General features: G+C 60.1%; 32 protein-coding genes and 1 tRNA gene. 17 read left to right on the top strand and 16 right to left on the bottom strand.

All coding sequences use genetic code 11. The features are described from left to right. Both J5M57_RS07365 and J5M57_RS07360 read left to right on the top strand, forming a co-directional pair. A partial coding sequence (locus tag J5M57_RS07365; RefSeq protein ID WP_207871958.1) for a TPM domain-containing protein occupies positions 1-615 on the top strand: 615 nt, incomplete at its 5' end. A gap of 271 nt (positions 616-886) precedes the next feature. Next, positions 887-2,104 carry an SAM-dependent methyltransferase gene (locus J5M57_RS07360; RefSeq protein ID WP_169841103.1) on the top strand — a complete coding sequence of 406 codons (1,218 nt, stop codon included), beginning with the start codon at positions 887-889 and terminating at the stop codon, positions 2,102-2,104. A gap of 130 nt (positions 2,105-2,234) precedes the next feature. Here J5M57_RS07360 and J5M57_RS07355 read toward each other — a convergent pair whose 3' ends face one another. Next, entirely contained in the window at positions 2,235-3,125 is an 891-nt protein-coding gene (locus tag J5M57_RS07355) for a DMT family transporter (protein WP_064586385.1), read from the bottom strand. 326 nt (positions 3,126-3,451) lie between these two features. Here J5M57_RS07355 and J5M57_RS07350 point away from each other — a divergent pair, with 326 nt between their 5' ends. The 3 genes from J5M57_RS07350 to J5M57_RS07340 all read left to right on the top strand — a co-directional run bounded on the left by J5M57_RS07350 (position 3,452) and on the right by J5M57_RS07340 (position 4,883). Then, complete coding sequence (locus J5M57_RS07350; protein WP_095138502.1) at positions 3,452-4,033, top strand: DJ-1/PfpI family protein; 582 nt, start codon at positions 3,452-3,454, stop codon at positions 4,031-4,033. A 13-nt stretch (positions 4,034-4,046) separates the two neighbouring features. After that, positions 4,047-4,352, top strand: coding sequence for a ribbon-helix-helix domain-containing protein (locus tag J5M57_RS07345; RefSeq protein WP_207848302.1), 306 nt, complete (start codon positions 4,047-4,049; stop codon positions 4,350-4,352). A gap of 186 nt (positions 4,353-4,538) precedes the next feature. Further along, a complete protein-coding gene (locus tag J5M57_RS07340; RefSeq protein ID WP_169841101.1) occupies positions 4,539-4,883 on the top strand; it encodes a YegP family protein in 345 nt (114 codons plus the stop codon). A gap of 130 nt (positions 4,884-5,013) precedes the next feature. On the opposite strand, the gene J5M57_RS07335 is transcribed toward J5M57_RS07340, so the two are convergent. Together J5M57_RS07335 and J5M57_RS07330 are read right to left on the bottom strand one after the other, a co-directional pair. Then, on the bottom strand, positions 5,014-5,895 hold the full coding sequence (locus J5M57_RS07335) for a dihydrodipicolinate synthase family protein (protein WP_083366771.1): 882 nt from the start codon (positions 5,893-5,895) through the stop codon (positions 5,014-5,016). Positions 5,896-5,920: 25 nt separating this feature from the next. Continuing rightward, positions 5,921-6,703, bottom strand: coding sequence for an aldolase (locus J5M57_RS07330; protein ID WP_169841100.1), 783 nt, complete (start codon positions 6,701-6,703; stop codon positions 5,921-5,923). A gap of 106 nt (positions 6,704-6,809) precedes the next feature. Between J5M57_RS07330 and J5M57_RS07325 the strand changes: the two genes are divergently transcribed. Next, positions 6,810-7,352, top strand: a complete 543-nt coding sequence (locus J5M57_RS07325) for an XRE family transcriptional regulator (RefSeq protein WP_207848301.1) — start codon at positions 6,810-6,812, stop codon at positions 7,350-7,352. Between the two features lie 136 nt (positions 7,353-7,488). Here J5M57_RS07325 and J5M57_RS07320 read toward each other — a convergent pair whose 3' ends face one another. Continuing rightward, the gene (locus tag J5M57_RS07320; protein WP_169841098.1) at positions 7,489-8,508 is read right to left on the bottom strand and encodes a DUF4917 family protein; all 1,020 of its coding nucleotides are present in this window, start codon (positions 8,506-8,508) and stop codon (positions 7,489-7,491) included. A gap of 153 nt (positions 8,509-8,661) precedes the next feature. Here J5M57_RS07320 and yiaY point away from each other — a divergent pair, with 153 nt between their 5' ends. Beyond that, positions 8,662-9,810 (top strand): L-threonine dehydrogenase, encoded by a 1,149-nt coding sequence (yiaY, locus tag J5M57_RS07315; RefSeq protein ID WP_169841097.1) that lies wholly within the window; start codon positions 8,662-8,664, stop codon positions 9,808-9,810. A gap of 151 nt (positions 9,811-9,961) precedes the next feature. Here the strand turns inward: yiaY and J5M57_RS07310 are convergent, their stop codons facing one another. Further along, the gene (locus tag J5M57_RS07310; RefSeq protein ID WP_207848300.1) at positions 9,962-10,450 is read right to left on the bottom strand and encodes a DMT family transporter; all 489 of its coding nucleotides are present in this window, start codon (positions 10,448-10,450) and stop codon (positions 9,962-9,964) included. Between the two features lie 77 nt (positions 10,451-10,527). On the opposite strand from J5M57_RS07310, the gene J5M57_RS07305 reads away from it, so the two are divergent. After that, complete coding sequence (locus tag J5M57_RS07305) at positions 10,528-11,442, top strand: LysR substrate-binding domain-containing protein (protein ID WP_207848299.1); 915 nt, start codon at positions 10,528-10,530, stop codon at positions 11,440-11,442. Between the two features lie 7 nt (positions 11,443-11,449). Here J5M57_RS07305 and J5M57_RS07300 read toward each other — a convergent pair whose 3' ends face one another. Together J5M57_RS07300 and J5M57_RS07295 are read right to left on the bottom strand one after the other, a co-directional pair. Continuing rightward, entirely contained in the window at positions 11,450-11,734 is a 285-nt protein-coding gene (locus tag J5M57_RS07300; protein ID WP_169841094.1) for a type II toxin-antitoxin system RelE/ParE family toxin, read from the bottom strand. Continuing rightward, positions 11,724-11,963, bottom strand: coding sequence for a ribbon-helix-helix protein, CopG family (locus J5M57_RS07295; protein WP_169841093.1), 240 nt, complete (start codon positions 11,961-11,963; stop codon positions 11,724-11,726). Before J5M57_RS07295 ends, J5M57_RS07300 begins: the two co-directional genes overlap by 11 nt. 132 nt (positions 11,964-12,095) lie before the next feature. Between J5M57_RS07295 and J5M57_RS07290 the strand changes: the two genes are divergently transcribed. The 6 genes from J5M57_RS07290 to J5M57_RS07265 all read left to right on the top strand — a co-directional run bounded on the left by J5M57_RS07290 (position 12,096) and on the right by J5M57_RS07265 (position 16,208). After that, positions 12,096-12,788, top strand: a complete 693-nt coding sequence (locus tag J5M57_RS07290; RefSeq protein WP_243435128.1) for a hypothetical protein — start codon at positions 12,096-12,098, stop codon at positions 12,786-12,788. Between the two features lie 4 nt (positions 12,789-12,792). Continuing rightward, positions 12,793-13,209 (top strand): fosfomycin resistance glutathione transferase, encoded by a 417-nt coding sequence (fos, locus tag J5M57_RS07285; protein ID WP_207848298.1) that lies wholly within the window; start codon positions 12,793-12,795, stop codon positions 13,207-13,209. Positions 13,210-13,269: 60 nt separating this feature from the next. Next, positions 13,270-13,908, top strand: coding sequence for a LysE family translocator (locus J5M57_RS07280; protein ID WP_064586399.1), 639 nt, complete (start codon positions 13,270-13,272; stop codon positions 13,906-13,908). 79 nt (positions 13,909-13,987) lie between these two features. Beyond that, positions 13,988-15,337 carry a sensor domain-containing diguanylate cyclase gene (locus J5M57_RS07275; protein WP_207848297.1) on the top strand — a complete coding sequence of 450 codons (1,350 nt, stop codon included), beginning with the start codon at positions 13,988-13,990 and terminating at the stop codon, positions 15,335-15,337. Between the two features lie 118 nt (positions 15,338-15,455). Next, the gene (locus J5M57_RS07270) at positions 15,456-15,614 is read left to right on the top strand and encodes a KGG domain-containing protein (protein ID WP_003222499.1); all 159 of its coding nucleotides are present in this window, start codon (positions 15,456-15,458) and stop codon (positions 15,612-15,614) included. Positions 15,615-15,689: 75 nt separating this feature from the next. Next, complete coding sequence (locus J5M57_RS07265; protein ID WP_169841089.1) at positions 15,690-16,208, top strand: DUF4142 domain-containing protein; 519 nt, start codon at positions 15,690-15,692, stop codon at positions 16,206-16,208. A 135-nt stretch (positions 16,209-16,343) separates the two neighbouring features. Here the strand turns inward: J5M57_RS07265 and J5M57_RS07260 are convergent, their stop codons facing one another. Beyond that, a complete protein-coding gene (locus J5M57_RS07260; RefSeq protein WP_064586402.1) occupies positions 16,344-16,754 on the bottom strand; it encodes a low affinity iron permease family protein in 411 nt (136 codons plus the stop codon). A gap of 189 nt (positions 16,755-16,943) precedes the next feature. Between J5M57_RS07260 and tam the strand changes: the two genes are divergently transcribed. After that, complete coding sequence (tam, locus tag J5M57_RS07255) at positions 16,944-17,714, top strand: trans-aconitate 2-methyltransferase (RefSeq protein WP_207848296.1); 771 nt, start codon at positions 16,944-16,946, stop codon at positions 17,712-17,714. Between the two features lie 126 nt (positions 17,715-17,840). Here the strand turns inward: tam and J5M57_RS07250 are convergent, their stop codons facing one another. From J5M57_RS07250 to J5M57_RS07215, 8 genes are all read right to left on the bottom strand, one after another. Further along, positions 17,841-18,569 carry a class I SAM-dependent methyltransferase gene (locus tag J5M57_RS07250; RefSeq protein WP_207848295.1) on the bottom strand — a complete coding sequence of 243 codons (729 nt, stop codon included), beginning with the start codon at positions 18,567-18,569 and terminating at the stop codon, positions 17,841-17,843. Between the two features lie 149 nt (positions 18,570-18,718). Next, on the bottom strand, positions 18,719-19,126 hold the full coding sequence (locus tag J5M57_RS07245) for a type II toxin-antitoxin system HicB family antitoxin (RefSeq protein ID WP_047292246.1): 408 nt from the start codon (positions 19,124-19,126) through the stop codon (positions 18,719-18,721). 36 nt (positions 19,127-19,162) lie between these two features. Then, positions 19,163-19,342, bottom strand: a complete 180-nt coding sequence (locus J5M57_RS07240) for a type II toxin-antitoxin system HicA family toxin (RefSeq protein ID WP_169841085.1) — start codon at positions 19,340-19,342, stop codon at positions 19,163-19,165. A 262-nt stretch (positions 19,343-19,604) separates the two neighbouring features. Then, a tRNA-Gly gene (locus tag J5M57_RS07235) sits at positions 19,605-19,678 on the bottom strand. 158 nt (positions 19,679-19,836) lie between these two features. Beyond that, positions 19,837-20,721, bottom strand: a complete 885-nt coding sequence (locus J5M57_RS07230) for an alpha/beta hydrolase (protein ID WP_207848294.1) — start codon at positions 20,719-20,721, stop codon at positions 19,837-19,839. A gap of 317 nt (positions 20,722-21,038) precedes the next feature. Then, positions 21,039-21,731: a pseudouridine synthase gene (locus J5M57_RS07225; protein ID WP_207848293.1), complete on the bottom strand. Its 693-nt coding sequence runs from the start codon at positions 21,729-21,731 to the stop codon at positions 21,039-21,041. 33 nt (positions 21,732-21,764) lie between these two features. Next, the gene (locus J5M57_RS07220; protein WP_064586407.1) at positions 21,765-21,995 is read right to left on the bottom strand and encodes a cysteine-rich CWC family protein; all 231 of its coding nucleotides are present in this window, start codon (positions 21,993-21,995) and stop codon (positions 21,765-21,767) included. After that, positions 21,988-23,475, bottom strand: a complete 1,488-nt coding sequence (locus tag J5M57_RS07215; RefSeq protein WP_169841082.1) for a sensor domain-containing diguanylate cyclase — start codon at positions 23,473-23,475, stop codon at positions 21,988-21,990. Before J5M57_RS07215 ends, J5M57_RS07220 begins: the two co-directional genes overlap by 8 nt. A 240-nt stretch (positions 23,476-23,715) precedes the next feature. Here J5M57_RS07215 and J5M57_RS07210 point away from each other — a divergent pair, with 240 nt between their 5' ends. Next, entirely contained in the window at positions 23,716-23,979 is a 264-nt protein-coding gene (locus J5M57_RS07210) for a hypothetical protein (RefSeq protein ID WP_169841081.1), read from the top strand. A 179-nt stretch (positions 23,980-24,158) separates the two neighbouring features. Beyond that, a complete protein-coding gene (locus J5M57_RS07205; protein WP_207848292.1) occupies positions 24,159-24,536 on the top strand; it encodes a hypothetical protein in 378 nt (125 codons plus the stop codon). Positions 24,537-24,591 lie beyond the last annotated feature (55 nt).

Raw genomic sequence — 24,591 nt, 5'->3', positions numbered from 1 at the left:
GCATTACTGACCGAACACGAACAACGCAAAGTCGCCGAGGCGATCGCCCGGGTCGAGCGCGACACCGACGCCGAACTGGTGACCGTACTGGCGGCCCGCGCCGATGACTACGCGTACATCCCGTTATTGTGGGCCAGCCTGCTGGCGCTGCTGGTGCCCGGCATCGTCCACTACCTGACCGGCTGGTTGACCATGCGCAGTCTGTTGCTGGTGCAATGGGGGCTGTTTATCGTCCTGTGCCTGCTGTTTCGCCTGCCAAAAATCACCACCCACCTGATCCCGCGCCGCGTGCGCCACTGGCGCGCCTCGAACCTGGCACGGCGGCAGTTTCTCGAACAGAACCTGCACCACACCGTCGGTGGCACCGGAATGCTGATCTTTGTCTGCGAGGCCGAGCGCTACGTGGAGATTCTGGTGGACGAGGGGATTTCCCGACGGCTGGACAACAAGAGCTGGGATTCGATTGTCGCGGCGTTTACCGAGCAGGTGCGGCAGGGGCGCACGCTGGACGGGTTCGTGACCTGCATCGAGGCCTGCGGAGAGTTGCTCAAAGTGCATGTGCCGGTGACGCAGGTGCGCAATGAATTGCCCAATCGGTTGATTGTGTTGGGTTGATCCTCCGGTCGCAGTCATCCCCCGTGGCGAGGGAGCTTGCTCCCGCTGGGGCGCGAAGCGGCACTGAAACCGGTAAACGCGGTCGGCCTGGATCAAGTAATCGCCTGTTTTAACGACTGTTGCGCAGCCGAGCGGGAGCAAGCTCCCTCGCCACAGAACACCCGGTGCATCGGGTTCTTGTGCCGTTGGGTAAATAAGAGCGTGTCCCCAACCCCCATCCCCCCTAAAATACCGGCCATTCCCGATTTCGCCTGCCCGAGGCCGCTTGTCCATGTCCGTTACCGCCCCTTCCACCAAACCCACGCCAGACCACCACGCCCAGTTCATCGAGCTGCTGCAAACCAGTCTCGACCAGAATGGCTTCATCAAACTGGTGCTGGCCAAGTACGTGGGCGAAGAGGCGGATCTGCAGCGGATCATCATCAAAGCAGTGACGGTCAAGGCCCAGCCCAACCTGTCCTTCGTCTATCGCTACAAGACCCGCGACATCACCAAGAACCTGCCGCTGAGCGAAGGCGTGGCGGTGATTGCCGAGCTGTTGCCGGCGGCGTTCAAAAATGCGCATTTGCTGACCGTGACCGACGAAGCCCAGCTCGAATACAGCAAAAAGGGCAAAAGCTCGCTGTTCAAGAGCAAACCTCAGCAATTGCGTGAAGCGCCGTCCGCCGAGCACAACCGCGAGAAAAACCGTTTTCTGGAATTGAGCCGACCGTTCCTCAAGGACCTGGGCGTGACCAATGCTCAGCACGAGCTGATTCCGGCGATGTCGCGCAAGTGGAAGCAGATCAACAAGTTCATCGAAGTCTTCAGCCATGCGCTGACCTCATCACCGCTGGCGCTGGACAAACCGGTGCGCGTAGCGGATTTCGGTTCGGGCAAGGGTTACCTGACGTTTGCCATCCACGATTACCTGCGCAATACGCTCAAGGCCGAAGGCGAAGTCACTGGCGTCGAGCTGCGCGAAGACATGGTCAACCTGTGCAACGCCGCCGCCGCGAAACTGGAGCACCCGGGGCTGGTGTTCAAGTGCGGTGACGTGCGCAGTGTGGCGCCGAGCGAACTGGACGTGATGATCGCCCTGCACGCGTGCGACATTGCCACTGACTACGCGATCCACACCGGCATCCGCTCGGGCGCGTCGATCATCATGTGCTCGCCGTGCTGCCACAAGCAGATCCGCCTGCAGATCCAGAGCCCGGCGCTGCTCAAGCCGATGCTGCAATACGGTCTGCACCTGGGCCAACAGGCCGAGATGGTCACCGACAGCCTGCGGGCGCTGTTCCTTGAGGCGTGTGGTTACGAGACTAAGGTGTTCGAGTTCATCTCGCTGGAACACACCAACAAGAACAAAATGATTCTGGCGGTGAAGCGCGCCGAGCCGGTGGACCCGGCTCAGCTGCTGGTGAAGATTGCGGAGTTGAAGGCGTTCTACAACATCAGCGAGCACTGCCTCGAAACCCTGTTGCGCGCTGACGGCTTTCTCGCCTGACACCCTGATACTGATCCGACACGAAACCCTGTAGGAGCTGCGGCACGCTGCGATCTTTTGATCTTTAAAGGCAACATCAAAAGATCGCAGCTCCTACAGGGTTATGCGCTCGCCATTCGAGGGGCGGTGGTCATGCAGTGGCCGGTTGAGCGGGGCGCACGGCGGTCTTGCGCCCGAGCATCACTGTCGCGATGACCCCGCAGGCAAACACCCAGGTGATCGGCTCGACATGTTCGCCAAAGAACAACGCCGAAAAGGCGATGGTGAAGAAGATCTGCAGCAACTGGATCTGACTGACCCGCGCAATCCCGCCCATCGCCAGCCCGGCGTACCAGGCGAAGAAGCCGAGAAACTGCGAGAACAGTGCCACGTAGCCGAAGGCCCACCAGGTCTTGGCCGACACCGCGCCCTGATGCTGCAGCGCCAGGTACAGCACCGGCCCGATCAGCAGCGGCGTCGACAGCACCAGCGCCCAGCAGATCACCTGCCAGCCGCCCATCTCTTTCGCCAGCCGGCCACCCTCGGCATACCCGAGGCCGCCCACGGCAATCGCCCCAAGCATCAACAAGTCCCCGGCCTGAATGCTGCCGGCACCGGTGTACAACGCATAACCGAGCACCAGCGCACTGCCCAGCGCGGCGCAGGCCCAGAAGGCTTTCGACGGACGCTCGTGGGATAACCATGCGGCATACAGCGCCACGCACAGCGGCTGCAAACCATTGACCAGCGCACCGTGGGACGCCGGCAAGGTCTGCATGGCCCATGCTGACAGCACCGGAAACCCGAGAATCACCCCGGCGATCACCAGGCTCAGGCCTTTGATCTGCTGCCAGGTCGGCCACTTTTCCCGGCGCCATAACAGCAGCAGCGCCGCCGGAATCGCCGCGAACAACGCGCGGCCCAGGCCGTTGAGCAGCGGATGCAGTTCCTGCACGACGATGCGGGTGAAGGGCAGGGTCAGGCTGAAAATCACAACCCCGAGCAGGCCGAGGGCCATGCCGGTGTTTTCGCGCGAAGACATGATGAGAACCAGAATAGAAGGTGGCAGGGGATTGCCTTCATCAAGCCATAAACCGCGGCGCTCGGGCTGGTACAGCCAGGCACAGAGTTATCCATACAGTTGGATCCTCTGTGGCGAGGGAGCTTGCTCCCGCTGGGCTGCGAAGCAGCCCCCGCTTTTTTCAGGAAAACTGTGCAAACAGGTTTTGCGCCTGCTGCGCAGTCGAGCGGGAGCAAGCGCCCTCGCCACAGAGGTTTGGTGTACGTAGTAGTCGGTTATTACCTGCCGGCTCTGAATGGGTCTACCTTGAGTACTCCTGCAAGCCCTTTCCCAGAGGAGACCGCCCCATGGCCGCGAAAAAAATCCTGATGCTGGTCGGCGACTACGTCGAAGACTACGAAGTGATGGTGCCGTTCCAGGCCCTGCAAATGGTCGGTCACACCGTGCACGCCGTGTGCCCGGACAAGGCCGCCGGCAAGACCGTGCGCACCGCCATTCATGACTTCGAAGGCGACCAGACCTACAGCGAGAAACCGGGGCATCTGTTCGCCCTCAACTTCGATTTTGCCAAGGTTGCCGAAGCGGACTACGACGCGCTGCTGATCCCCGGCGGTCGTGCGCCGGAATACCTGCGCCTGAACGAAAAAGTCCTCGAACTGGTGCGCGCGTTCGACAAGGCCGGCAAGCCGATTGCGGCGGTCTGCCACGGCGCGCAATTGCTGGCAGCGGCCGGTGTTCTGGAAGGTCGCGAGTGCAGCGCCTATCCGGCCTGTGCGCCGGAAGTGCGACTGGCCGGTGGCACGTTCATCGATATCCCGGTGACCGACGGCCACGTTCAAGGCAATCTGGCGACTGCTCCGGCATGGCCGGCGCACCCCAACTGGCTGGCCGGTTTCCTCGGCTTGCTCGGCACTAAAATCACTCTGTAACGAGGATTCGCCCATGTGCGAGCTCTACGTCAAGGCCGACCCGATTCTCTACGAATCCCGCTCGCGCTCGTTGCGCATCTGCGGGGTGGTGACGACCCTGCGCCTGGAAAACCAGTTCTGGGACATCCTCAGTGAAATCGCCGAAGTCGATGGCATGACCACCAATCAACTGATCGCCAAGCTGTATGAAGAGGTGATGGACTATCGCGGGGAGGTGGTGAATTTTGCGTCGTTTTTGCGGGTGAGCTGCACGCGGTATCTGAGTCAGCGGCGGGTGAGTGTGCCTGAATTGTCGGTGGTGCGGGCGGGGGTGAGATAGCCAACACCGGGGTGACGCCTTCGCGAACAGGCTCGCTCCCACAGTAGATCTCCAGTGAACACAAAACGTGTGAACACTCATATGGGAGCGGGCTTGCTCGCGAAGAGGCCGGTACAGGCGACAGAGTTCTGGAGCTGGTCTTTACTCTGAAGCGCGAAACCTCTCAACCGCCAAGGAGAATCGAGCATGTCCGGATGGTACGAAGTGAGCAAAAGCAGCAACGGCCAGTTCAGGTTTGTGCTCAAGGCCGCCAACGCCGAAACCATTCTCACCAGCGAGCTCTACACCACCCGCGCGGCAGTCGACAACGGCATTGCTTCGGTGCAGACCAACAGCCCGCTGGATGAACGCTACGAGAAGAAAACCACAAAGGATGGCCATCCTTACTTCAACCTCAAGGCTGCCAACCACCAGATCATCGGCAGCAGCGAGTCGTACTCCAACGACGCCGCGTGCGCCAAAGGCATCGCCAGCGTCAAGGCCAACGGGCCGAGCAAGGTGATCAAGGACAAGACGTTGCCGGTACTCTGAGTCCAGCTCATCGCTCTGTAGGCGCTGCGGCACGCTGCGATCTTTTGATCCTTGATTGTAAAGATCAGGATCAAAAGATCGCAGCCTCGTTTCACTCGACAGCTCCTACAGGTTTTTGTTTTGCCTGAGATCAGCGCAGGGTCTTGAGGATCGCTTGCAACTGACCTTGCCCAACCTCACTCAACGGGAACACCGGCAACCGTGGATCCCCGACCTCCAGCCCCGTTTCGCGCAACCCAGCCTTGATCGTCGCCGGCAAGCCGCCCTTGAGGATGAAGTCCAGCAACGGCAACTGGCGGTAGAACAGTTCGCGTGCCCGGTCCAGGTCACCGGCCAGCGCGGCGGCGTACAGGTCCAGGTTCAGTTGCGCAATCAGGTTCGGTGCCGCCGTGCACCAACCCTTGGCCCCAGCGGCAAACGCCTCCAGTGCCAGCGGATTGCAGCCGTTGTAGAACGGCACCTGGCCTTCACCGAGCAATTGCAGCTTGTGCATGCGTTGAATATCGCCGGTGCTCTCCTTGACCATGGTTACGTTTTCCACGCCGTTGACGATGCGCAGAATCAGCTCCACCGACATGTCGGTGCCGCTGGTGGCCGGGTTGTTGTAGAGCATGATCGGCACGCCGATGCTGTCGCCGATGGCGCGGTAGTGAGCAAGGATTTCCGCTTCGCTGAGCTTCCAGTACGAGGCCGGCAACACCATCACCACATCGGCGCCATGAGCTTCGGCGAAACGTGCGCGGCGCACTGCTTTGGCGGTGGTCAGGTCGGACACGCTGACGATGGTCGGCACCCGTTTGGCCACGTGTTTGATGCTGAACTCAGCCACTTGATCCCACTCGGCGTCGCTCAGGTAAGCGCCTTCGCCGGTGCTGCCCAGCGGGGCGATGGCGTGGACGCCGCTGTCGATCAGGCGATCGATCGATTGGCCGAGTGCCGGCAGATCCAGCCCTTCGCCGTGGGTGCCGAACGGGGTAATAGTGTAGCCGATGATGCCGTGAATGTTGGACATGCGGTGTCTCCTTGAAAAACTCAAATCAGTTCAGGCAATCGGCGTGTTGGCGCAGATTCTGTCGGGCGTAGTAGTTGAAGGCGGCAGCGTGACGCTTGGGTTTCGACACCCAGTCATGGGCCTCGCGCCCCAGCGCCGGGATGATCGGCTTGATCGTGCCGGCCGCCATCGCCAGCAGTTGCAGCTTGGCCGCGCGCTCGATCAGTTGGGCGATGACACAGGCTTCTTCGATCGTGCCGCCGGTCGACAACTGACCGTGGTGTGAAAGCACAATTGCGCGTTTGTCGCCCAGAGCTCCGGCAATCAGTTCGCCTTCTTCGTTGCCCACCGGCACGCCCGGCCAGCCTTCGAGAAATGCGCAGTCGTCGTACAGCGGGCACAGGTCCATGTGGGAAATCTGCAGCGGCACTTCGAGCATCGACAGCGCGGCGATGTGCGTCGGGTGGGTGTGGATGATGCAGTTCACGTCCGGCCGGGCGCGGTAGACCCAGCTGTGGAAACGGTTGGCCGGGTTGGCCATGCCGTGACCTTCGAGCACTTCCAGGTCTTCGTTGACCAGCAGCAGATTGCTCGCGGTGATTTCATCGAAGCCCAGGCCCAGTTGCTGCGTGTAATAGGTGCCGGGTTGTGGGCCGCGCGCCGTGATCTGCCCGGCCAGACCGGAGTCATGTCCGCTTTCAAACAGGATGCGGCAGGTCAGCGCCAGCTTTTGCCGGTCAGTCCACGTATTATCCGCCAGGCTTTTTTGCATCTGGGTCAGCGCTTGCTTGACCAGTTGTTCTTTAGGTAGTGCTAATGTCTTGGCCATGTCTGTGTCCTTTGGGTGAGTGCAAATGACACGAAAAAGCCTATATGACACAAAGTGTCATAAGCAAGCATGAATTGTCGTTTCCTTGATGGAATAACTGCTGCGCATGTCTATCCGTTTGAAATTATTGAGAAAAAAACTTGGGGTCACGCTTGAAGCACTTGCCGAAAAGTCCGGCATGACCAAGAGCTACCTGTCGAAAGTCGAGCGCGGTTTGAATACCCCGTCGATCGCAGCCGCGCTGAAACTGGCGAAAGCGTTGAATGTGAAGGTCGAGGAATTGTTCTCCGAGGACAACGTCAGCCTCGACAGCTACAGCCTTGTGCGCAGCCATGAGCGCCAGTCGCTGGCGGCCAACGATCAGAGCCCCGGGTATGCGGTGCTGGCGCATCAGGTCAGCGAACGCAGCCTGCTGCCGTTCATCATCTACCCGCCGAGTGAATTCACCGACAAGACCTTCAAAGAGCATTTGGGCGAAGAGTTTCTGTTCGTCCACGAAGGGCAGGTGGAAGTGGATTTCATGAACGAGCGGGTGCTGCTGGAGCGCGGCGATGCGCTGCACTTCAATGCGCAGAAGCCGCACCGGATCAGGTCGGTGGGCGAGGTGCAGGCGCAGTTGTTGGTGGTGGTGCACAGCACCGAGGAATGAACCGATTCTGCTGTTGTGGCGAGGGAGCTTGCTCCCGCTTGGCTGCGCAGCAGTCATCGCTTTGCAGCTTGATATTTTGGGGCCGCTTCGCTGCCCAGCGGGAGCAAGCTCCCTCGCCACAGGTGATGTATTAGCTTCAGACTTCGACGGGAACCGAAAGCTTCGGATTGCCCAACGCATGGCTCTTCGCATCAAAAAACCGCAACTCAACGCCCGTGCCCTCGAACACCTGCGCGTAATGGCGTTTCTGATGCTGGATGAACGCCGCACTGCGCGGATAAATCGAGATCGCCACGGTCTGCGGTTTCGCCAACCGCAAGGCGCGCACGATATGAGCGTCTTGCTCACCCAGGGCATGACCAAAGATGCACAGATTCTCCGCATGCCCCAATAACTGCTCATAACAGAACGACAGATAATCCGAGCTGCGGATGGTTTTGAGCTTGTCCGCGCTTGGCCCTTCGTTGACGAACAGCGGCACGTCGTCCAGCGTCTTGATCGTGTTGTTGATCGCGAAACTGCCGAGCAGGGTGCCTTCGGTCGAAGTCAGTTTGCGTGCGGTGCCGTCCTGATTACGCACCAGGTGCAGGCCACCGTGCAGGTACAGCAGGCGTGGTTTGGCGCTGGTGCTTTCGCTCAGATCAAAACTGGCATCGGGGCCGTTGAACAGGTCATCGATGGCCTCGCTCTGATGCTGGATCGCCCAGTAACTGAGCAGGTCGTAATTGGTGGTGAACACCGTGCGATAGCGCGCCAGTTCTTCGTTGAGCGTCGCCAGGGTTGTGGCTTGCACCAGTCGCCATGGGATGTGCACCGCGTGCACGGTGTTGATCAGCGCTTCCTTGATCGCGTAGTAGCGATTGCGCGGTGCGGCCGAGCTGACGGCCAGTGCCTTGTTGACCCGGCTGGTGGTTTTCAGGGCGCCAAGCACTTGCTCGAAGCTGCGCGTCTGCATCGCGTCGAACACGCTCAGCTCCGACGGGCTCAGCGGTTTCTCTTCCACCGTGCGTGCGTTTTCGAACAGCGAGTCGTAGCCGAAGTCGTCCCACACCGCACGGCTGGCGCCATTGCCCACCAGCAGACCGTTGAAGTCGGCGGTGGCGCGCAGGGCGCTCCAGTCTTCGAGGGTGGCGTCGACATCCAGAAAATCGGTCATTGCGGGGGCAGTCTCAAAACAAAGGGCGGATGGACGGCGACTTTATCACGAGCGGGCATTGAGCCAGATCAACATCGGTCGTGACCGATCAGTCGATCCTGTGCTCATCCGCCGTATCGGAGCAGTCGATTCGGCCTCAGTCAGGAGATGCGCATGAGCAGCACCTTTTTCATTCCGGCCGTAAACATCATGGGCAACGGATGCCTCGACGAGGCCATGGTTGCGATCCGCAACTACGGTTTTCGCAAGGCGCTGATCGTCACCGACGCGGGGCTGGCCAAGGCCGGCGTAGCGACCATGCTCGCCGAGAAACTGGCGATGCAGGACATCGATTCAGTGATCTTCGATGGCGCCAAACCGAACCCGAGCATTGCCAACGTCGAGGCCGGGCTGGGCCTTTTGAAAGAGAGCCAATGCGATTTCGTGGTGTCGCTGGGGGGCGGTTCGCCCCATGACTGCGCCAAAGGCATTGCCCTGTGTGCGACCAACGGCGGGCAGATCCGCGACTACGAAGGCGTCGATCAATCGAGCAAGCCGCAACTGCCGCTGATCGCGATCAACACCACCGCCGGCACTGCCAGCGAGATGACCCGGTTCTGCATCATCACCGACGAATCGCGCCACGTGAAAATGGCCATCGTCGACCGCAACGTCACGCCGCTGTTGTCGGTCAACGACCCGGCACTGATGGTCGCCATGCCGAAAAGCCTGACTGCCGCCACCGGCATGGACGCGCTGACCCACGCCATCGAGGCCTACGTTTCGACCGCCGCCAACCCGATCACCGACGCCTGCGCGCTGAAGGCCATGACCCTGATCAGCAACAACCTGCGCCTCGCCGTGCGTGACGGCAGCGACCTCGCAGCGCGGGAGAACATGGCGTATGCGCAGTTCCTCGCCGGCATGGCGTTCAACAATGCGTCGCTTGGCTACGTGCACGCGATGGCGCACCAGTTGGGCGGTTTCTACGATCTGCCCCATGGCGTGTGCAACGCCGTGTTGCTGCCGCATGTGCAGGCTTTCAACGCGCTGATCTGCGCCGAACGCCTGACTGACGTGGCGCATGCGATGGGCGCGGACATTCGCGGTTTCAGTCCGGAGGAGGGCGCTCAGGCGGCGATCAATGCGATTCGTTGTTTGGCTAAAGATGTCGATATTCCGGGCGGCCTGCGCGAACTCGGCGCCAAACTCAGCGACATCCCGGTGCTTGCCACCAACGCGCTGAAAGATGCGTGCGGCCTGACCAATCCACGGGCGGCGGATCAGCGGCAGATCGAGGAGATTTTCCGCAACGCGTTTTGAGCAGGGTACAGCCTCGACAAGCTCCGAGGTCTTCCGCGCCACTTCTGACGCCATCGCGAGCAGGCTCACTCCTACAGGGGAATGCATTTTCAACTGTAGGAGTGAGCCTGCTCGCGATGGCCGACTTCCAGACATTGAATAATCCTCTGGATTAACCAACCGCTGCCCCATTCCTCTCAAACACCCCGCCAAACTGAATCAACACCACCCCGCCAATCAACAACAACGCCCCCAACACCCGCGACACCGTCAGCTGTTTCTCCACCAATCCAAACAGCCCAAAGTGATCGAGCAGCATCGAAGCAATCACCTGCCCGGCCAACGCCAACGCAACAAACCCCGACGCGCCAAGCTTGGGCAGCAACATCACCGCCAGCGCCACAAAACATACGCCAAACGCACCTCCAGCCCACATCCACAACGGCGCCTTGCTGATGAACCCCAGCGACGGCAGCGGCAGGCGCAACGCCAGAATCACCGGCAACAGCACCAGCACGCTGACCACCAACGAGGCCAGTGTCGCCCACAACGGATGCCCCAGCCCGCGCGCCAGATTGCTGTTGATCGCACTTTGAAACGGCACCACCGCCCCGGCAAACGCGGCCAGCAGCGACAAACCGGTCCATTGCAACGTACTCATGATCACTCTCCAACAGGTTTTGCTGGACTCTAAGGTATTCGTCGCGCAGATTTAAATTCCGTTTTGTCATCCAGAACATGCACAAGATGAATGATCTGCGCCGCATCGATCTGAACCTGTTGGTGATTCTCGACGCCTTGCTCAGCGAGCAACACGTCACCCGTGCCGCCGAGCGACTGCACCTGAGCCAACCGGCGGTCAGCCATGCGCTGGCGCGATTGCGCGACGTGCTAGGCGATCCGCTGCTGGTGCGCGCCGGCTCGACCCTGGTGCCCACGGCGCGAGCGCTGGAACTGGTCGCGCCGCTGGCCGAAGCGCTGGCGCAGGTGCAATCGCTGTTGGCGCCGAATGCCTTCGATCCGGCCAGTGCGCGTCGGAGCTTTCGTGTGGCAATGTCTGACTACGGCGCGGCCATCATCCTGCCCGGTTTGATCCGCACCCTGCGCCGTGAAGCGCCGGGCATCGACCTGCAAATCAGCCACGCCAGCCGCGAAGGCATGCTCGAGGGGGTGCTTAACGGTGACATTGATGTGGCCGCCGGGGTGTTCCCGGAGATGCCCCACGAATTACGCAGTTCGGTGCTGTTTGAAGAGCGCTACGTCTGCCTGCTGGATCGCCGCACCTTGCCAGCCGACGGCACTCTGGACTTGCCGACTTACCTGTCGCGCCCGCACGTTCTGCTGGAAATGCGCGGCAGCGGCACCCCGGAAATCGAACGCGCGCTGACCTCACTGCGCGAACGCCGCCGCGTCGCCATCAGCTTGCCGCACTGGAACGTCGCGCCGCAGTTGATCAGCGGTACGGACCTGATCCTCACCGTGTCGTCGCGCAGCGTGCGTGAGATTGATCAGCAGGGTTTGATCGTGCTGCCGCCCCCGTTCGAGATCGCGCCGTTCACCTTCGTGCTGGCGTGGCACAAACGGCGGGGTGCGGATCAGGCGTTGCACTGGTTGAATCGCAGGATTGAGGAGGGGATGAGACGCGACACTTGAGCGTGCGCTACCACATGCTGGGAGGAAGCCGGCGGGTATGGAATATGCGCAGAACCTGGAGACGGCCCTGACGGACCCGGTACGGAATCAAATAAGGGCGATCAGCTAGCGCCCATTCTCTTGTTCCGGGCAGACGCCCCTCACGCCCGGAGGCAGGAAATCGAGCGAGATGATCGACGCAGTCGAGTATGGCTTGCACAAACTCTGAAGCTGCCTGCGGATTTTCAATCGCGATGTAGGCAGCCTCGTCATCAAGATTCTTCAGTGCGGTACGGAGCCACTCAACGCGCATTGGCATTCCATTTGTTGGCGATGGCCGTGACTTCATCGGCAGAAGCGAAATCGCCGGCGTCGGCTTCCTTCAACGCTTGCTGGATCTCTTCGATTTGCCAGGCTTCCCGCGCGAGATACTCGCGAAGGGCATCCACTGCCAGATACGACTTGCTACGCCCGGTCGCCTTGGCGAGGTTGGCGAGGGTGTCGGCAATTTCATCGGGAAGACGCAAAGACATGACGGACATGATGGTCTCGGTGTAGTGGTTTGTAGTGCAACATACTACAGCGTCATACTTGGGCCCGCCTGCCATTCGTCTAACAGCAGTGCACCCGACTTTAATCAAGGAAGAAACATGACCTGCAGGAACACCTTACTCATGGCTTTCGCATTGCTGGCCATCACCACCCACGCCCAAGCCGCCTGCACCACCAAGAGTTTCGACGGCAAATCCATGTCGCGCTGCAACGTCTGGCCGGCGTTCCCGAGTCAGGCGATTTCGGTCAAATCCACCTATCTGGCCGATGCCGGTGGTGACGATGCCGGTGCGTTCGATCTGGATCTGGCGCTGCTCAATGCCAGCAACGCCAAACCGATCGCCACTTACCACAAACCGGGCGCCTACAACTCCGACGCCGTGCGGCTGGATGACGTACGCATCGATACGGCGCGCTACCGACTGACGCCGGACGTCCGGGCTTTTGGTCTGCGAGCGAAATTCGTGCACAGTTCCCATGCCATCCCCTACGAGAAAACCGATCTGGCGCTGTATGTGCGCGAGGGTGACAGCCTGCGTCCGGTGCTCGAAGGCCTGGTGGTCTTCAAGGACAACGGTGAGTTCGTGAATGACTGCGAGGGCTACAGCAAAAAAATCCGCCGGACGCTCGAGATGGGTCCATCGAGTCACAATGGTTTCGCCGATCTGATCGTCACCACCAGCGGCAGCAAAATGAAAAACACTAAATCCGGCAATCAGTGCGTATCGAACACCACCGAGCTGAAGAAAAAGCAGATCACCCTGACGTACGATGGTCAGCAGTACAACGTCCCTGAAGACCTGCGAGGTTACTGACCCCATGCTCACCGGCCTCAACCACCTGACCCTCGCCGTCAGCGACTTGCCACGCAGTCTGGCGTTCTATCGCGACGTGCTGAGTCTGCGCGTCGAAGCCACGTGGGACGCCGGTGCCTACCTGTCGCTGCCGGGGCTGTGGTTGTGTCTGTCGCTGGACGCACAGCGCAGTTGCGAGCCGTCCGTCGACTACACCCATTACGCGTTCAGCCTCGCTCAGGCGGATTTTCCATTGTTCGTGCAGAAGCTAAAAGCGGCCAACGTGCGGGAGTGGCGCGACAACCGCAGCGAAGGTGCATCGTTCTACTTTCTTGACCCGGACGGGCTCAAGCTCGAAGCCCATGTCGGCGATCTCGCGTCGCGACTGGCAGCCTGTCGGTTGAAACCGTACGCGGGTATGCGTTTTTACGACGAGCAGTGATCAGACACAGGGCGCTGATATAGACTGGCCACCATTCGTGCTGGCGCTTGCAGGTATGTCATGACTCCATCGTTGCTTATGGCCGTTCTGGCCTCGGGTTTCATCTATGGCATCACGCCGGGGCCGGGTGTGCTGGCAGTGTTCGGCATCGGCGCGGCGCATGGGCGGCGGGCCGGGGCGGGGTTTCTCTGCGGGCACCTGCTCGGGGATGTGGTCTGGTGCAGCACCGCGTTGATCGCGATCGTCGGCGCCCGGGAAATCGGCAGCACCGCGTTTGATGTACTCGGCGTGCTCAGCGGCGTGTACCTGTTCTGGCTTGGCTGGCGAGCGGTACGCGCCCAGCGGCGCAGCGATGACCAGCCCCAGGGCGCGGCGCGTCAGCCGTTCTGGCACGGCATCCTGTTCGGCCTGACCAATCCCAAGGCCTACCCGGTGGCGGTGGCGACGTTTACCGCGCTGCTGTCGAGCCGCGCCGAACTGCTCAACTGGTCGATGCTGCCGGCGCTGATCGCCTTGAGCTTCCTCGGCGGATTGCTGGCTTACGCTATCTTGATCGGGGTTGTCGGCGCCCGTCGGGTGCGCACGCTGTATCAACGCCATGAACTGATGATCACCCGCCTGTGCGGGGTGATGTTCATCGGTTTTGCGATCAATGCGCTGGTGCATGCGCTGCCGGGATTGCTGCCGAACAAGGCTTGACGCTGGTTGCAGGGATGCGGGAGCAAAAGGTCAGGGATGGTGGATTATTGTTGCATTGCCCGGACACCTACGCTGAACCATGGAAAGCCGAAATTCCGCGCCGTTGGCGAGTTATATGGACCTGTTGCTGGACGCCGTCTGTGCGGTGGACAAGCAAGGCCGATTCGTTTTTGTCAGTGCGGCCTGCGAGCGCATTTTCGGGTACACGCCTGACGAGTTGATCGGCCGGCCAATGATCGAACTGGTGCACCCGGCCGACCGCCAGCGCACGCTCGCCGCCGCCCGCGACATCATGGGCGGCGAGCCCAAGCACAACTTCGAAAACCGCTACGTGCGCAAGGATGGACGCACCGCGCACATTCTGTGGTCGGCGCGCTGGTCCGAGGTCGATCAGTTGCGCATCGCCGTGGCCCGCGACATCACCGAACGCAAACAGGCGGAATCGCGCCAGGCGGCGTTGTACGCGATTTCCGAAGCGGCCCACGTGGCCGAAGACCTGCTGGCGCTGTTCAAGCGCATTCATCTGATCATTGGCGAGTGGCTGCCGGCGCTGAATTTCTCCGTTGCGCTCTACGACGAACACTGCGCGCAGCTGAACTTTCCCTATCACGTCGACGATCACGAATTGCAGCCTGAGCAACCGGGCACTGCCACCGGTCGCCTGTGCGCGGAAGTCATCCGCAGCGGCCAGCCGATTCTGCTGACGCCGGACAGCCCTGATTCACCGCCACAGTTCGCCGCACTGGTAGCGGGGCAAGATTCACCGTGCTGGCTCGGGGTGCCGCTGAACTCGAAAAACGGCACCATCGGTGCGCTGATCGTCAAAAGTCTGCCGGGCGGAGAGCGATACACCGAACAGGACAAGGAGCTGCTGCAATACGTCTGCGCCCAGGTCGCCACTGCCGTTGAGCGTCAGCAACTGCACGCGCGGCTCAAACGTATGGCGCAGTTCGATCAATTGACCCAGTTGCCCAATCGCGTGCTGCTGAAAGATCGCCTCAAGGCTGCGCTGGCCGGTGCTCGCGAAGCGTCGGGAAGCATGGCGCTGCTGTACGTCGATCTGGATCGCTTCAAACAGGTCAACGATACCTTTGGTCATGCGGTCGGCGACATGCTGCTGCAAACGGTGGCGAGTCGGCTCAAGGGCTGCGTGCGCGACAGGGATACCGTGGCGCGCATCGGTGGCGATGAATTCGTGGTGCTGTTGCACAGCCTTCACGCCGCTGAAGACGCTGACAGCGTGGTCGGAAAAATCCGACAGGTGCTGATGCAGCCGATGCGCCTAGACGGTCACAATCTGCACATCGAACCGAGCATCGGCGTGGCCCGTTATCCCGAACATGGCCGCGAAGAACAGCAACTGTTCCGGCATGCCGACCAAGCGATGTACGCCGCCAAACGCCTTAATCATCGGGCGGTTGATCTCTGAAACAGTGCGCGCCGTTCGTCGCGGCGGGGGCAACTTTTCTAAACCTTTATCCGTCCGGCAATTCTCAATCTAGGCGGGCACCCGCTCGCCAACGATCAACACCAAGAGGAAGAGAATCATGCCTAATTCAAGAAACTCGAACTCGGGAAACTTTGCCAACGATCGAACCAAGGCGTCTGAGGCCGGTCGCAAGGGTGGGAAAACCACCACCACGACGGTCGACAAAGAGCCTGCGAAAACCGAAATGGGTCGCAAGCCAGCGCAGAAGTCGAAGTAAGTCGGTGAGGTCGTTTTGATTGAGAGGCGGGGGCGTAAGCTCCCGCTTGAATTTGAAGAGAAGGAGGGCGCGACCATGAGCCGGATGGCCACCCAGGTACGTCGTTTCAGTTTTGTCACGTTGTTGGGACTGTTCGCCAGCAGTGCATTTGCCAGCGGCGCCGCAGCCCAGTCGCCTGCCGATTTTATCAACGATGCTTCGGCTAAAGGCATGGCCGACATCGAAGCCAGTCGTCTGGCGCATCAGAAGTCCGAATCCAAAGAGGTCAAGGACTACACCATCGTGGTCATCAATGACCGCACCACCGCCAATCAACATCTGGCGAAGATCGCGAAGAAACTCGACCTGCCGGTCGCTCCCCGCGAAGAAATCGCCGACAAGGCGAAAACCATGATCCCGCAGGTCAAGGACGGTGAAACCTTCGACCAGGCCTACGCCGCGAGCCAGGTGAAAGCGACCGAGGAAGCCATCCAGCAGATCCAGGAAGAGGCACAGAACACCGACGTGCCGGAGATCAAGGCATTTGCCGACGAGACCTTGCCGAAGCTGCAAAACCATCTGGAAATGGCCCGGGCGCTGCAAGCCAGCCGCTGACCCGCAGGGTTACCTGTTTCCTGTGGCGAGGGAGCTTGCTCCCGCCGGGCTGCGTAGCTGACTTTTTTCAGGGCCGCTCGCGCCCCAGCGGGAGCAAGCTCCCTCGCCACAAAGGTTGACCTGGCAGCAACGCTATCAGCAGTCATTCAAATCCTGTTTCGGCTTGCTCTTTTGCGCCAGCCCCTCGAGGTCGAACACCTCGTTTTCGCCGAGGCCGCGGTAATGCTTGCGCAGCGCCTCCAACTGCTTGAGGTCCAGCGACTCCAGCCCGAGCATCGCGTTCTGCGCTTCCTTGTTCACCCGCAATAACTCATCAAGCTTCAGGTGCAGGATGTCTGTATCGCGGTTCTGCGTGTTCTGGATCAGGAACACCATCAGGAACGTAATGATCGTGGTCGAGGTGTTGATGATCAGTTGCCAGGTGTCGTTGAAGTGAAAAATCGGCCCGCTCAGTCCCCACAGGAAAATCAGGATCAATGCGCCCATGAAGGTTTTTGGGCTACCGGCCCAGAGAGCCAAGGTCTGGGAGATTTTTGCGAACTTCATGACGGTGTTCCTTATAAGGAGAGCGTTCGAAATTCAGACATCTGAGGGTGGAAGAAAATTCTACTTACAAATTACCCCTGCCAATAATGGCGAGCGTGATGACATCCCTTGCAATAAGCCTTTCTGGAATTGCCCGCAGCGCTGCCTGTATGGTGACGAACTACTGCCATGCCTCGACAGGAGAACGCAATGAGTTGGTCCGCCAAGCAATACGTCGCTTTTGAAGATGAACGCACCCGCCCGGCCCGAGATTTGTTGGCGGCGATTCCCACCGCTCAGGCGCACACGGTGGTTGATATCGGTTGTGGTCCCGGGAACTCGACGGAGTTACTGATGCAGCGTTTTCCGGAGGCAGCGGTCACAGGCCTGGACAGTTCGCCGGACATGATCGCCGCAGCACGCAAGCGCCTGCCGCATTTACAGTTTGAAGTGGCCGAGATCGACCGTTGGGCTGATGCCGGTCCATTCGATGTGATCTTCGCCAACGCCGTGCTGCAGTGGCTGCCGGATCACGCGACGCTGCTGCCGACGCTGGCCGGCAAGCTGTCCCCCGGCGGCAGTCTGGCGATCCAGATGCCGGACAACCTCAACGAGCCTTCCCATCGACTGATGCGCGAAGTCGCTGCCAACGGCCCATGGGCCGCCAAGCTGGCAGGTGCCGCCGGGCAACGCACCGAGATGGCGAGTGCCGGCGATTACTTCTCGATGTTGCGCCCACACTGCTCGCGGGTCGATGTCTGGCGCACCACCTATCATCATCCACTCGCGAGCGGGGCGGCGGGGGTGGTGGAGTGGTTCAAGGGCAGTGGCCTGATTCCGTTTTTGAGCCCGCTGAGTGAAGAGGAGCGTACTCAGTATCTGGCGCAGTATCTGGCGGCCGTTGCCGAGGCTTATCCGGCGCTGGCCGATGGTTCGGTACTGTTGCCCTTTCCACGGCTATTTATCGTCGCGACTCGCTAAAGGCAAACACCCATCGCGTGGCGAGGGAGCTTGCTCCCGCTGGACTGCGCAGCAGGCCCAGGCTCTATGGGGCACTTCGCACCCCAGCGGGGGCAAGCTCCCTTGCCACAATGCATCTGCCGCGAGTTAGCGCTGCACCGCCACCAACATCATCATCGGCCGCTCTCGTTCTTCAGCCAGCGCCGGTTGCGCGGCCACCTCTGCATCGCTCGGCCCCCATTCATTGACGTGGCGAATAGTGAACCCAGCGCCAATCAGTGAATTCAGCAGCGTGCCCATCGTGCGGTGCTGCTTGATCACCCCTTCGGCCAGCCAGTTCGTCACGCGCTCACCCTCCAGCTGATAACTGTCCAGCGGCCAGCGCTTGTGGCCTTCACTGTCGATCAGCCAGCCGGGATTGCGCGGGGCCATGAAGATCGGATGCTCAATGGAAAACACAAAGTGCGAACCGGGTTTCAGCGCCGCGTACAGATGAGCGAACAGCCCCGGCAGATCCTTGATGTAGTGCAGCGCCAGCGAGCTGTAGGCCAGATCGAAGCTGCAGGCCGGCAAGTCGAGATGTTCAAGGTCGGCGCGTTCGTAGCGGATGTTCGCCGCCGTGGTGGTTTCGCGGGCCCGCTCCAGCATCTTTTCCGAGACATCCAGCCCCAGCACATGGGCGGCGCCCTGTTCACTGGCCCAGCGGCTGAACCAGCCATAGCCGCAACCGAGGTCGACCACATTCAAGTCGTGCATCGATGGCAGCAACGCCTTGAGCGCTGGCCACTCCGGCGCGGCATCGAGGCCGCCGATGGAGCGGTTCATCTGGCTGTAACCCTGGAAAAATTCCGGGTCGTCGTAAATGTTTTGCGTCATGGAGGAAGTGCTCTTTGGAGTTCGGTGATCAGCGGCACAGGAGCCGCGCCATGGAGTCCCTCGAAAGTGAAAACGCGTATTCGTCGATGGCCGCGCAGGGGGAGGGTGGTGGGTGATGGGGAAATGCTAGCGGAGAGGCGGATTTGCATTCAACCTTGCTGCAAAACCTTTAACGCTGCCGAAGCCAGAAACCCCGAGCGGCTTTTCTCTTCCGGGTGATGAAGCACATATTCATCAATGCGGTTGAGCAGATATCCGGGCAATGTGATGTTGAGTTTTTGCGCCTTGCCCAAGTATTTGGTGACGTCAATATCGACGACCGCCCAAGCGCAGCCGGCATACTGCGGGTTCGCGACGTGTACGCCAAGCTTGCTCGCTGGCGGGATCGGCGCACCGTCCTCGGCGAGAATTTCGAAATGACCCTCAATGGCTTCGCGAGCCATCGCGACGGCATCATCCAGATCATCGCCGGCAGAAAAACAGCCGGGGATATCCGGTACTTCTACTCCCCAGGCGTGTTCTTCATCACCTATTGAAATTGCGATCGGGTAAAGCATGTTCGTGTTCCTCCTGGACGCTGTCGGCGGCGTGAGTCAAAGCAGCGCCTGTTTCAAAATGCTCATCGCGGTTTTTTTCAGCAGGTCCTTCTTGGGATGCGGCACCGTCACCAGTCCGGGTTTGACGGGATGTTTAAAGTGATGGTGACTGCCTTTGACCCGCACCAAATACCAACCGTCCGCGACGAGTTGGCCGATTAAAAAACGGCTGTTCACAACACCTCCTTGTGGTGTGCTTGGTGGGTACTATAACTACTGTTATTTTTTGATCAACACTATAACCACCAAAGGGTCATCGTCTTTTGTTCGGTTTGGGGTCAAGAACCAGTCCAGGCGGGGGGGGAGTCGGGGTGATGGGTATGTTGCTGGTCTTTACGAGCCGATATGGTAAATCCCAGACACAAAAAAACCGGCCCTGTAGGCCGGTTTTTCTGTTCCTGCATCTCCCGTCTTAACCACGACGTGAGACCCAATTGAGTGGAGCGGGTAGAGGGAATCGAACCCTCAACTAAAGCTTGGGAAGCTTTCGTTTTGCCACTAAACTATACCCGCTCAAAGCGGCTGACTTTGTACCAGAGTCGGGCGCGGATTTGAAGTTTTCTTTTGCACGCAGTGCGTTACAACCTTGAAAACGGTCACTCGCGGGCGAGTCGGGCAGGGGCGATACGCTGATCGTTCGAGCCTGCCGACTCGCGCGCGACGACGCTTTTTCAAATGGCCAGTGCATGGTGATCCTGAACGAACGAGTAACGCGTTCGACTCGACTGCTGAGACGGTTTCAGGAAACCGAGCAGGGCGTTCTGGCTATCGCGGCATGCAGCCTTGTGCTCCATGTCGAGAAAGTGCCCGGTGGCCTGCAGCGTGGTGAAGGTGCTCTGCGCCACGTGGTTACCGAATATCCGGGCGTCTTCGGCGGCGGTGTATTCGTCCCATTCGCCGTTGAGGAACATCACCGGCACGTTAATCTTCTTCGCCGCATTCAGGTAGCACTGACGATCGCTGTGCAGCACGTCGTTGATGTGAAAGTGCATCTGCCCGTATTCGTGCTCGGCCAAGCTACTGACGTGGCGGTAGTTGAAGCGCTTGAACAGTGACGGCAGGTGTTTGCCGATGGTGTTGTTGACCAGATGCCCGACGCGGTCGCCATCGCGCTGGCCGAGGTAATCGACGCCGCGCTCCAGATAATCAAGCATGTGCGCGTTGATCACCGGCGAGAACGAGCTGATCACGGCTTTTTCGATGCGCCGCGGCTGGTGGGACAGGGCAACCAGGGTGGCCGCACCGCCCCAGGAAAACGACAGCACATGCTCGGCGCCGAAGTGGTCGATCAGCTCCAGCAGAATCTGCCCTTCGACTTCCTTCGTCAGATGTTTCTCGTGACGATTGTGGATCTTTGATCTGCCCGCGTAGGGCTGGTCGTAGCAGACCACGTTGAATTGCGGGTGCAGGTTTTTCACAGTCTGTGCAAACGACGCAGTCGTGGCCATCGAGCCGTTGACCAGGATGATGGTCTTCTCTGCGGCGTCTGCGCGATAGAACTCCGTGTAAACCCGATACTGACCCTGTATATCCAGCACAGCGATTTCTGGCCTCATGTCATAAGACTCCTGGCAAGCAAGCGGGTATGCGCGCAAATAGAGATTGCACGAGCTTTGTGACAGGTAGGCATACGCCTGGAATGTGCTTGGCCCATGTCGATCCATGACTGCGGTCGACGGGTGTTGTTATTGGCGGGCAGTTTGCCGGCTGAGGCGCAGCCCAAGGGGCTGACGACCGGCAAAAAGTTTCTTAGAGGTATGGTGTGACTCATCGGTCACAATTTGGGCCGACGTCCTGATTCAAGCAGTGGGAGAGGGATCGCGCAAGTGCCGTTGGTAAATTGTTCGACAACTTCTGCTGAGCGGTCGCCGGCTTAGAACAAATGAATCTCTTCGGTGCGCAAAGCGCGGTACTCGCCCGGTTTTAGCGCGTCATCGAGCTGCAGCGGCCCCATGGATTCGCGGTGCAGGCGCAGCACTTTATTGTTGAAGTGGCCGAACATGCGTTTCACCTGATGGTAACGGCCTTCGACGATGCTCAGGCGCGCCGATTTCGGGCCGAGCACTTGGAGCTGCGCCGGTTGCGTGGTCAGGTCTTCGAAGGCGAAGTAGATGCCCTCGGCAAACGTGAGCGCATACTCCGGCCCGATCGTCTGTTCGGTCTCGACGTAATAGACCTTCGGCAGTTTGGTCTGCGGTTGGGTCAGGCGTCGCGACCAGCCGCCATCGTTGGTAATCAGCATCAGCCCGGTGGTGTTGAAATCCAGGCGCCCGGCGATGTGCAAGTCGTCCTTGTCGGGTTCATCGATCAGATCGAGGACGGTCGGGTGTTGCGGATCGCGGGTAGCGCTGACGCACCCCGGCGGCTTGTGCAGCATGAAGTAGCGCGCCGGTTTACCGCGCTGCAGGATTTCTTCGTCGACTTCGACGCGGCTGAATTCCAGCACTTCGCTGTGCGGGTCGCTCACGACTTTTCCGTCAATCCGCACGCGCTTTTCCACCAGCAACAGGCGAACCTGCTGACGGTTGTAGCGGGGCAGGTTGCTGAGGAAACGATCGACGCGCATGTTCAGGTTTCGATGGAAGACGGGGCGCGCATCTTACGGGATCGGCCGCGCCGCTGCTTGCAGTTGCGCCTCGACCTGAGCGCAGCGCGGGCACAGGCAGGACTTGTCGCGCAGCGCCGCCGGCAGCGCTTCGAGCACCGCCGGATCGATGCTCACGCCGTAGCACCAGCAGGCCCGGTCGGCGGTGCGCGGGTCAGCCAGGCTGCAGTCGTTGCGGGCGCCGCAGGCCGGGCAGAGGTCGGGTTTAACGTCGGAATCAGGCATAAGTCGAGTGAGGCATTTCCACGCAGGTGCGGTTACGGCCAGTTTGCTTGGCCCGGTACATCGCATGATCGGCCCGGGACAGTAGCGTGTGCAAGGTGTCATCGGCTTGCAGGGTGGTGGCGCCGATGCTCACGGTCAGACTCAGGCGGTGACCATCGTAGGCATATTCCTGTTGTTCGACGTGTTGGCGGATCTTCTCGGCAATCTTCTGACCGGTGTCGCCGTCGGTGTCCTTCAGCAACACGATAAATTCCTCACCGCCCCAGCGGCAGACGATGTCGGAATGGCGCAGGCAACTCTGCAGGTCGCGGGCGAAACCGATCAGCACCTGATCACCGGCCAGGTGTCCGTAGGTATCGTTCAAGTTCTTGAAGTGATCCAGATCGAGCAACAGCGCAGTCAGCGGCTTTGGCTCGCGCTGCGCTTCGTGCAGGGCTTGTGCGGCGAGCAGGTCGAAGCCTCGACGATTGGGCAGTTCGGTAAGACTGTCGAGGGTCGCCTGTGCCTGGATCTTGCGCTGGTAACGGCGGATCACCCGGTTGAGCAGGGCCAGTACGCCCAGGGTCACTAGCAGACAGATCAGCAAATTTAGATACAGCGACTGGCGGATGTCACTCAGCGCACCGTCCTCGCGCTTGTCGACGAACAGGTACCAGTTCAACTCCGGAATAAACCGTACGTTAAGGAAATGCCCCTGACCGTGGGCGGAATATTCGTAGCTGCCACTGTGCGGTTTGGGTAACTGGCTGACCAGACCTTTCATGCTATCGAGCTCGCCGAGGCTCTGACCGATATGCGCGCCTTGCGGCCCGCCCTCGGCACCGGTCAGTACCAGTCGGCCGAAGGTGTCGACGAAATACACGCTGCGTTGATAGCGCTGCTGGTACTTGTCGATCAGTTTGATCACGGCGTCCACCGTCAGGCCCACGCCTGCGGCGCCGATGAAGCGGTTGTCGTAGTCATAGACCTTGTAGTTGATGAAGAACGTCAGGTTGTCCTTGTTGGCCAGGTCCGGGTCGACGTTGATCTCGTACGGGTCTTTCATGTCGCGTACGCGAAAGTACCAGGCGTCGCGCGGCTCATCGATCCTGACCTGCTTGAGCACGCCCTTGGCGTGGTAGTAGGTGTGGCTGCTGTTGGAGACGAAGAACGCGGTGTAAGCGCCGTAGTGGGTCATCACCTCGTTCAGATAGCGGGTCATCTGCAACGGGTCTTTTTCGCCGTTCACCACCCAGTCACGCATGAAGGTGTCGCGCGACATCATCGAGGAAATCAGGATCGGTCTGACCAGGTCTTTCTGGATTTCCGAATAGACCGTGTCGGATGTCAGCGGCAGTTCGGTGTTGACGATGCTGTCGCGGATCGACGCCCGGGAGGCGTAGTAGCTGAGCAGCGAGGTGGCGAGGAAGCCGGCGCCGAGCAGCGCGACCAGTGTCAGGACCAGGGAGCGTTGCGAGTACAGCGCAGATCTGTGCGGCATAGACGTTTCCGTTGGCATTGACCCGATGGCAGCATTCTAATGGCACTGCCGGGAAATAACTGCTCCATGCGCGGCGCGAATGGTCGTTCCTGAATTCCCCTTGAGGTGCCACTCCCGCAAGGAGGAGCAACACCGCTGATCTGAAGCCTGCCCGAGTCCGGCACTTGCCCCGGGCCTGACAGTCAAAACCTTGTCGGCCGCGCTGTCCTGCTGCGGCCGTGGGTCTTTCAGGAGGCCGTCATGCGTACGTCTAAACTGTTGCGTCGAGTGCTGCTGGGAGCGGTGCTCGGCCTGGGCTTGTCCGGTTGTTATTATTACGCCGGTCCTTACGATGCTTACCCCGCCACTTACTACTATCCCGGCTATTACTCGCCGTATCACTACGGCGGTTATTATGGACCGCGTTACTACGGTGGCGGCCGTTATTACTACGGTGGCTATGGCTATCGCGGCGGCTATGGGCGCGGTTACCACGGCGGCGGCTATCACGGTGGTCACCGCTAGGCAGCGGCTGAATGACAGTGTTTTCCAAATGAACAGGATTTCATTAATCACTTGTTTCAACTTGTTACGGAAACGCACCAGATTCGGAAAACGCTGTCAGATATTTCGTCAGTCACCGAATAAACGACTGATGCCTGCCAGCGTCGCTGGTGCGGCTACCCGCGGTCCAGGAGGCCGCCATGTATCGACGAATTCTTCTACTTGCTGCGATGATGTTTTCCGTTGCCGGTTGCGCTCCCTACTCCTACGCAGACAGTTATTACAGCTCGGAGGTTTACACCTCACCCGCACCGGCTTACTACAACACTGGCGGCACTTACTACAGCGGTGGCAGCACCTACTACTCGGCTCCGCGCTACTACCAACCGGCCCCGCGTTATTACTCGGCGCCACGTTACTACCAGCCGGCGCCGCGCTACTACGAGAGCCGCCGTTGGCACGACAACGATCGCGGGCGTTGGGACGGTCACCGCGGTGGCGGCTGGGACCGCGACCGGGGCGGGCGTGATCATCACGGCAACCGGGGTGACCACGGCGGGCGAGGCGGTCGCTGGTAATCCTCCGCAAACAAAAAAGCGGCGCATTGAGCGCCGCTTTTTTTGTGCCTGCGAT

This window comes from Pseudomonas sp. 86_A (genome assembly GCF_017491705.1).
Taxonomy (GTDB): domain Bacteria; phylum Pseudomonadota; class Gammaproteobacteria; order Pseudomonadales; family Pseudomonadaceae; genus Aquipseudomonas; species Aquipseudomonas koreensis.
The sequence above is the reverse complement of the archived record's forward strand: the minus strand, read 5'-3'. Positions and strand labels throughout refer to the sequence as shown.

Coding starts and splice junctions, on each gene's coding strand:
- J5M57_RS07290 (WP_243435128.1), top strand. CDS start 12,096: ATGGCTTTCGCATTGCTGGCCATCACCACCCACGCCCAAGCCGCCTGC.
- J5M57_RS07260 (WP_064586402.1), bottom strand. CDS start 16,754: ATGAAGTTCGCAAAAATCTCCCAGACCTTGGCTCTCTGGGCCGGTAGC.
- J5M57_RS07215 (WP_169841082.1), bottom strand. CDS start 23,475: ATGCCGCACAGATCTGCGCTGTACTCGCAACGCTCCCTGGTCCTGACA.
- J5M57_RS07225 (WP_207848293.1), bottom strand. CDS start 21,731: ATGCGCGTCGATCGTTTCCTCAGCAACCTGCCCCGCTACAACCGTCAG.
- J5M57_RS07300 (WP_169841094.1), bottom strand. CDS start 11,734: ATGCGCGTTGAGTGGCTCCGTACCGCACTGAAGAATCTTGATGACGAG.
- J5M57_RS07350 (WP_095138502.1), top strand. CDS start 3,452: ATGGCCGCGAAAAAAATCCTGATGCTGGTCGGCGACTACGTCGAAGAC.
- J5M57_RS07220 (WP_064586407.1), bottom strand. CDS start 21,995: ATGCCTGATTCCGACGTTAAACCCGACCTCTGCCCGGCCTGCGGCGCC.
- J5M57_RS07275 (WP_207848297.1), top strand. CDS start 13,988: ATGGAAAGCCGAAATTCCGCGCCGTTGGCGAGTTATATGGACCTGTTG.
- J5M57_RS07360 (WP_169841103.1), top strand. CDS start 887: ATGTCCGTTACCGCCCCTTCCACCAAACCCACGCCAGACCACCACGCC.
- J5M57_RS07355 (WP_064586385.1), bottom strand. CDS start 3,125: ATGTCTTCGCGCGAAAACACCGGCATGGCCCTCGGCCTGCTCGGGGTT.
- J5M57_RS07205 (WP_207848292.1), top strand. CDS start 24,159: ATGTATCGACGAATTCTTCTACTTGCTGCGATGATGTTTTCCGTTGCC.
- J5M57_RS07250 (WP_207848295.1), bottom strand. CDS start 18,569: ATGACGCAAAACATTTACGACGACCCGGAATTTTTCCAGGGTTACAGC.
- J5M57_RS07330 (WP_169841100.1), bottom strand. CDS start 6,703: ATGGCCAAGACATTAGCACTACCTAAAGAACAACTGGTCAAGCAAGCG.
- J5M57_RS07295 (WP_169841093.1), bottom strand. CDS start 11,963: ATGTCCGTCATGTCTTTGCGTCTTCCCGATGAAATTGCCGACACCCTC.
- J5M57_RS07270 (WP_003222499.1), top strand. CDS start 15,456: ATGCCTAATTCAAGAAACTCGAACTCGGGAAACTTTGCCAACGATCGA.
- tam (WP_207848296.1), top strand. CDS start 16,944: ATGAGTTGGTCCGCCAAGCAATACGTCGCTTTTGAAGATGAACGCACC.
- J5M57_RS07265 (WP_169841089.1), top strand. CDS start 15,690: ATGAGCCGGATGGCCACCCAGGTACGTCGTTTCAGTTTTGTCACGTTG.
- J5M57_RS07325 (WP_207848301.1), top strand. CDS start 6,810: ATGTCTATCCGTTTGAAATTATTGAGAAAAAAACTTGGGGTCACGCTT.
- J5M57_RS07230 (WP_207848294.1), bottom strand. CDS start 20,721: ATGAGGCCAGAAATCGCTGTGCTGGATATACAGGGTCAGTATCGGGTT.
- yiaY (WP_169841097.1), top strand. CDS start 8,662: ATGAGCAGCACCTTTTTCATTCCGGCCGTAAACATCATGGGCAACGGA.
- J5M57_RS07335 (WP_083366771.1), bottom strand. CDS start 5,895: ATGTCCAACATTCACGGCATCATCGGCTACACTATTACCCCGTTCGGC.
- J5M57_RS07245 (WP_047292246.1), bottom strand. CDS start 19,126: ATGCTTTACCCGATCGCAATTTCAATAGGTGATGAAGAACACGCCTGG.
- J5M57_RS07310 (WP_207848300.1), bottom strand. CDS start 10,450: ATGAGTACGTTGCAATGGACCGGTTTGTCGCTGCTGGCCGCGTTTGCC.
- fos (WP_207848298.1), top strand. CDS start 12,793: ATGCTCACCGGCCTCAACCACCTGACCCTCGCCGTCAGCGACTTGCCA.
- J5M57_RS07305 (WP_207848299.1), top strand. CDS start 10,528: ATGCACAAGATGAATGATCTGCGCCGCATCGATCTGAACCTGTTGGTG.
- J5M57_RS07345 (WP_207848302.1), top strand. CDS start 4,047: ATGTGCGAGCTCTACGTCAAGGCCGACCCGATTCTCTACGAATCCCGC.
- J5M57_RS07210 (WP_169841081.1), top strand. CDS start 23,716: ATGCGTACGTCTAAACTGTTGCGTCGAGTGCTGCTGGGAGCGGTGCTC.
- J5M57_RS07340 (WP_169841101.1), top strand. CDS start 4,539: ATGTCCGGATGGTACGAAGTGAGCAAAAGCAGCAACGGCCAGTTCAGG.
- J5M57_RS07280 (WP_064586399.1), top strand. CDS start 13,270: ATGACTCCATCGTTGCTTATGGCCGTTCTGGCCTCGGGTTTCATCTAT.
- J5M57_RS07320 (WP_169841098.1), bottom strand. CDS start 8,508: ATGACCGATTTTCTGGATGTCGACGCCACCCTCGAAGACTGGAGCGCC.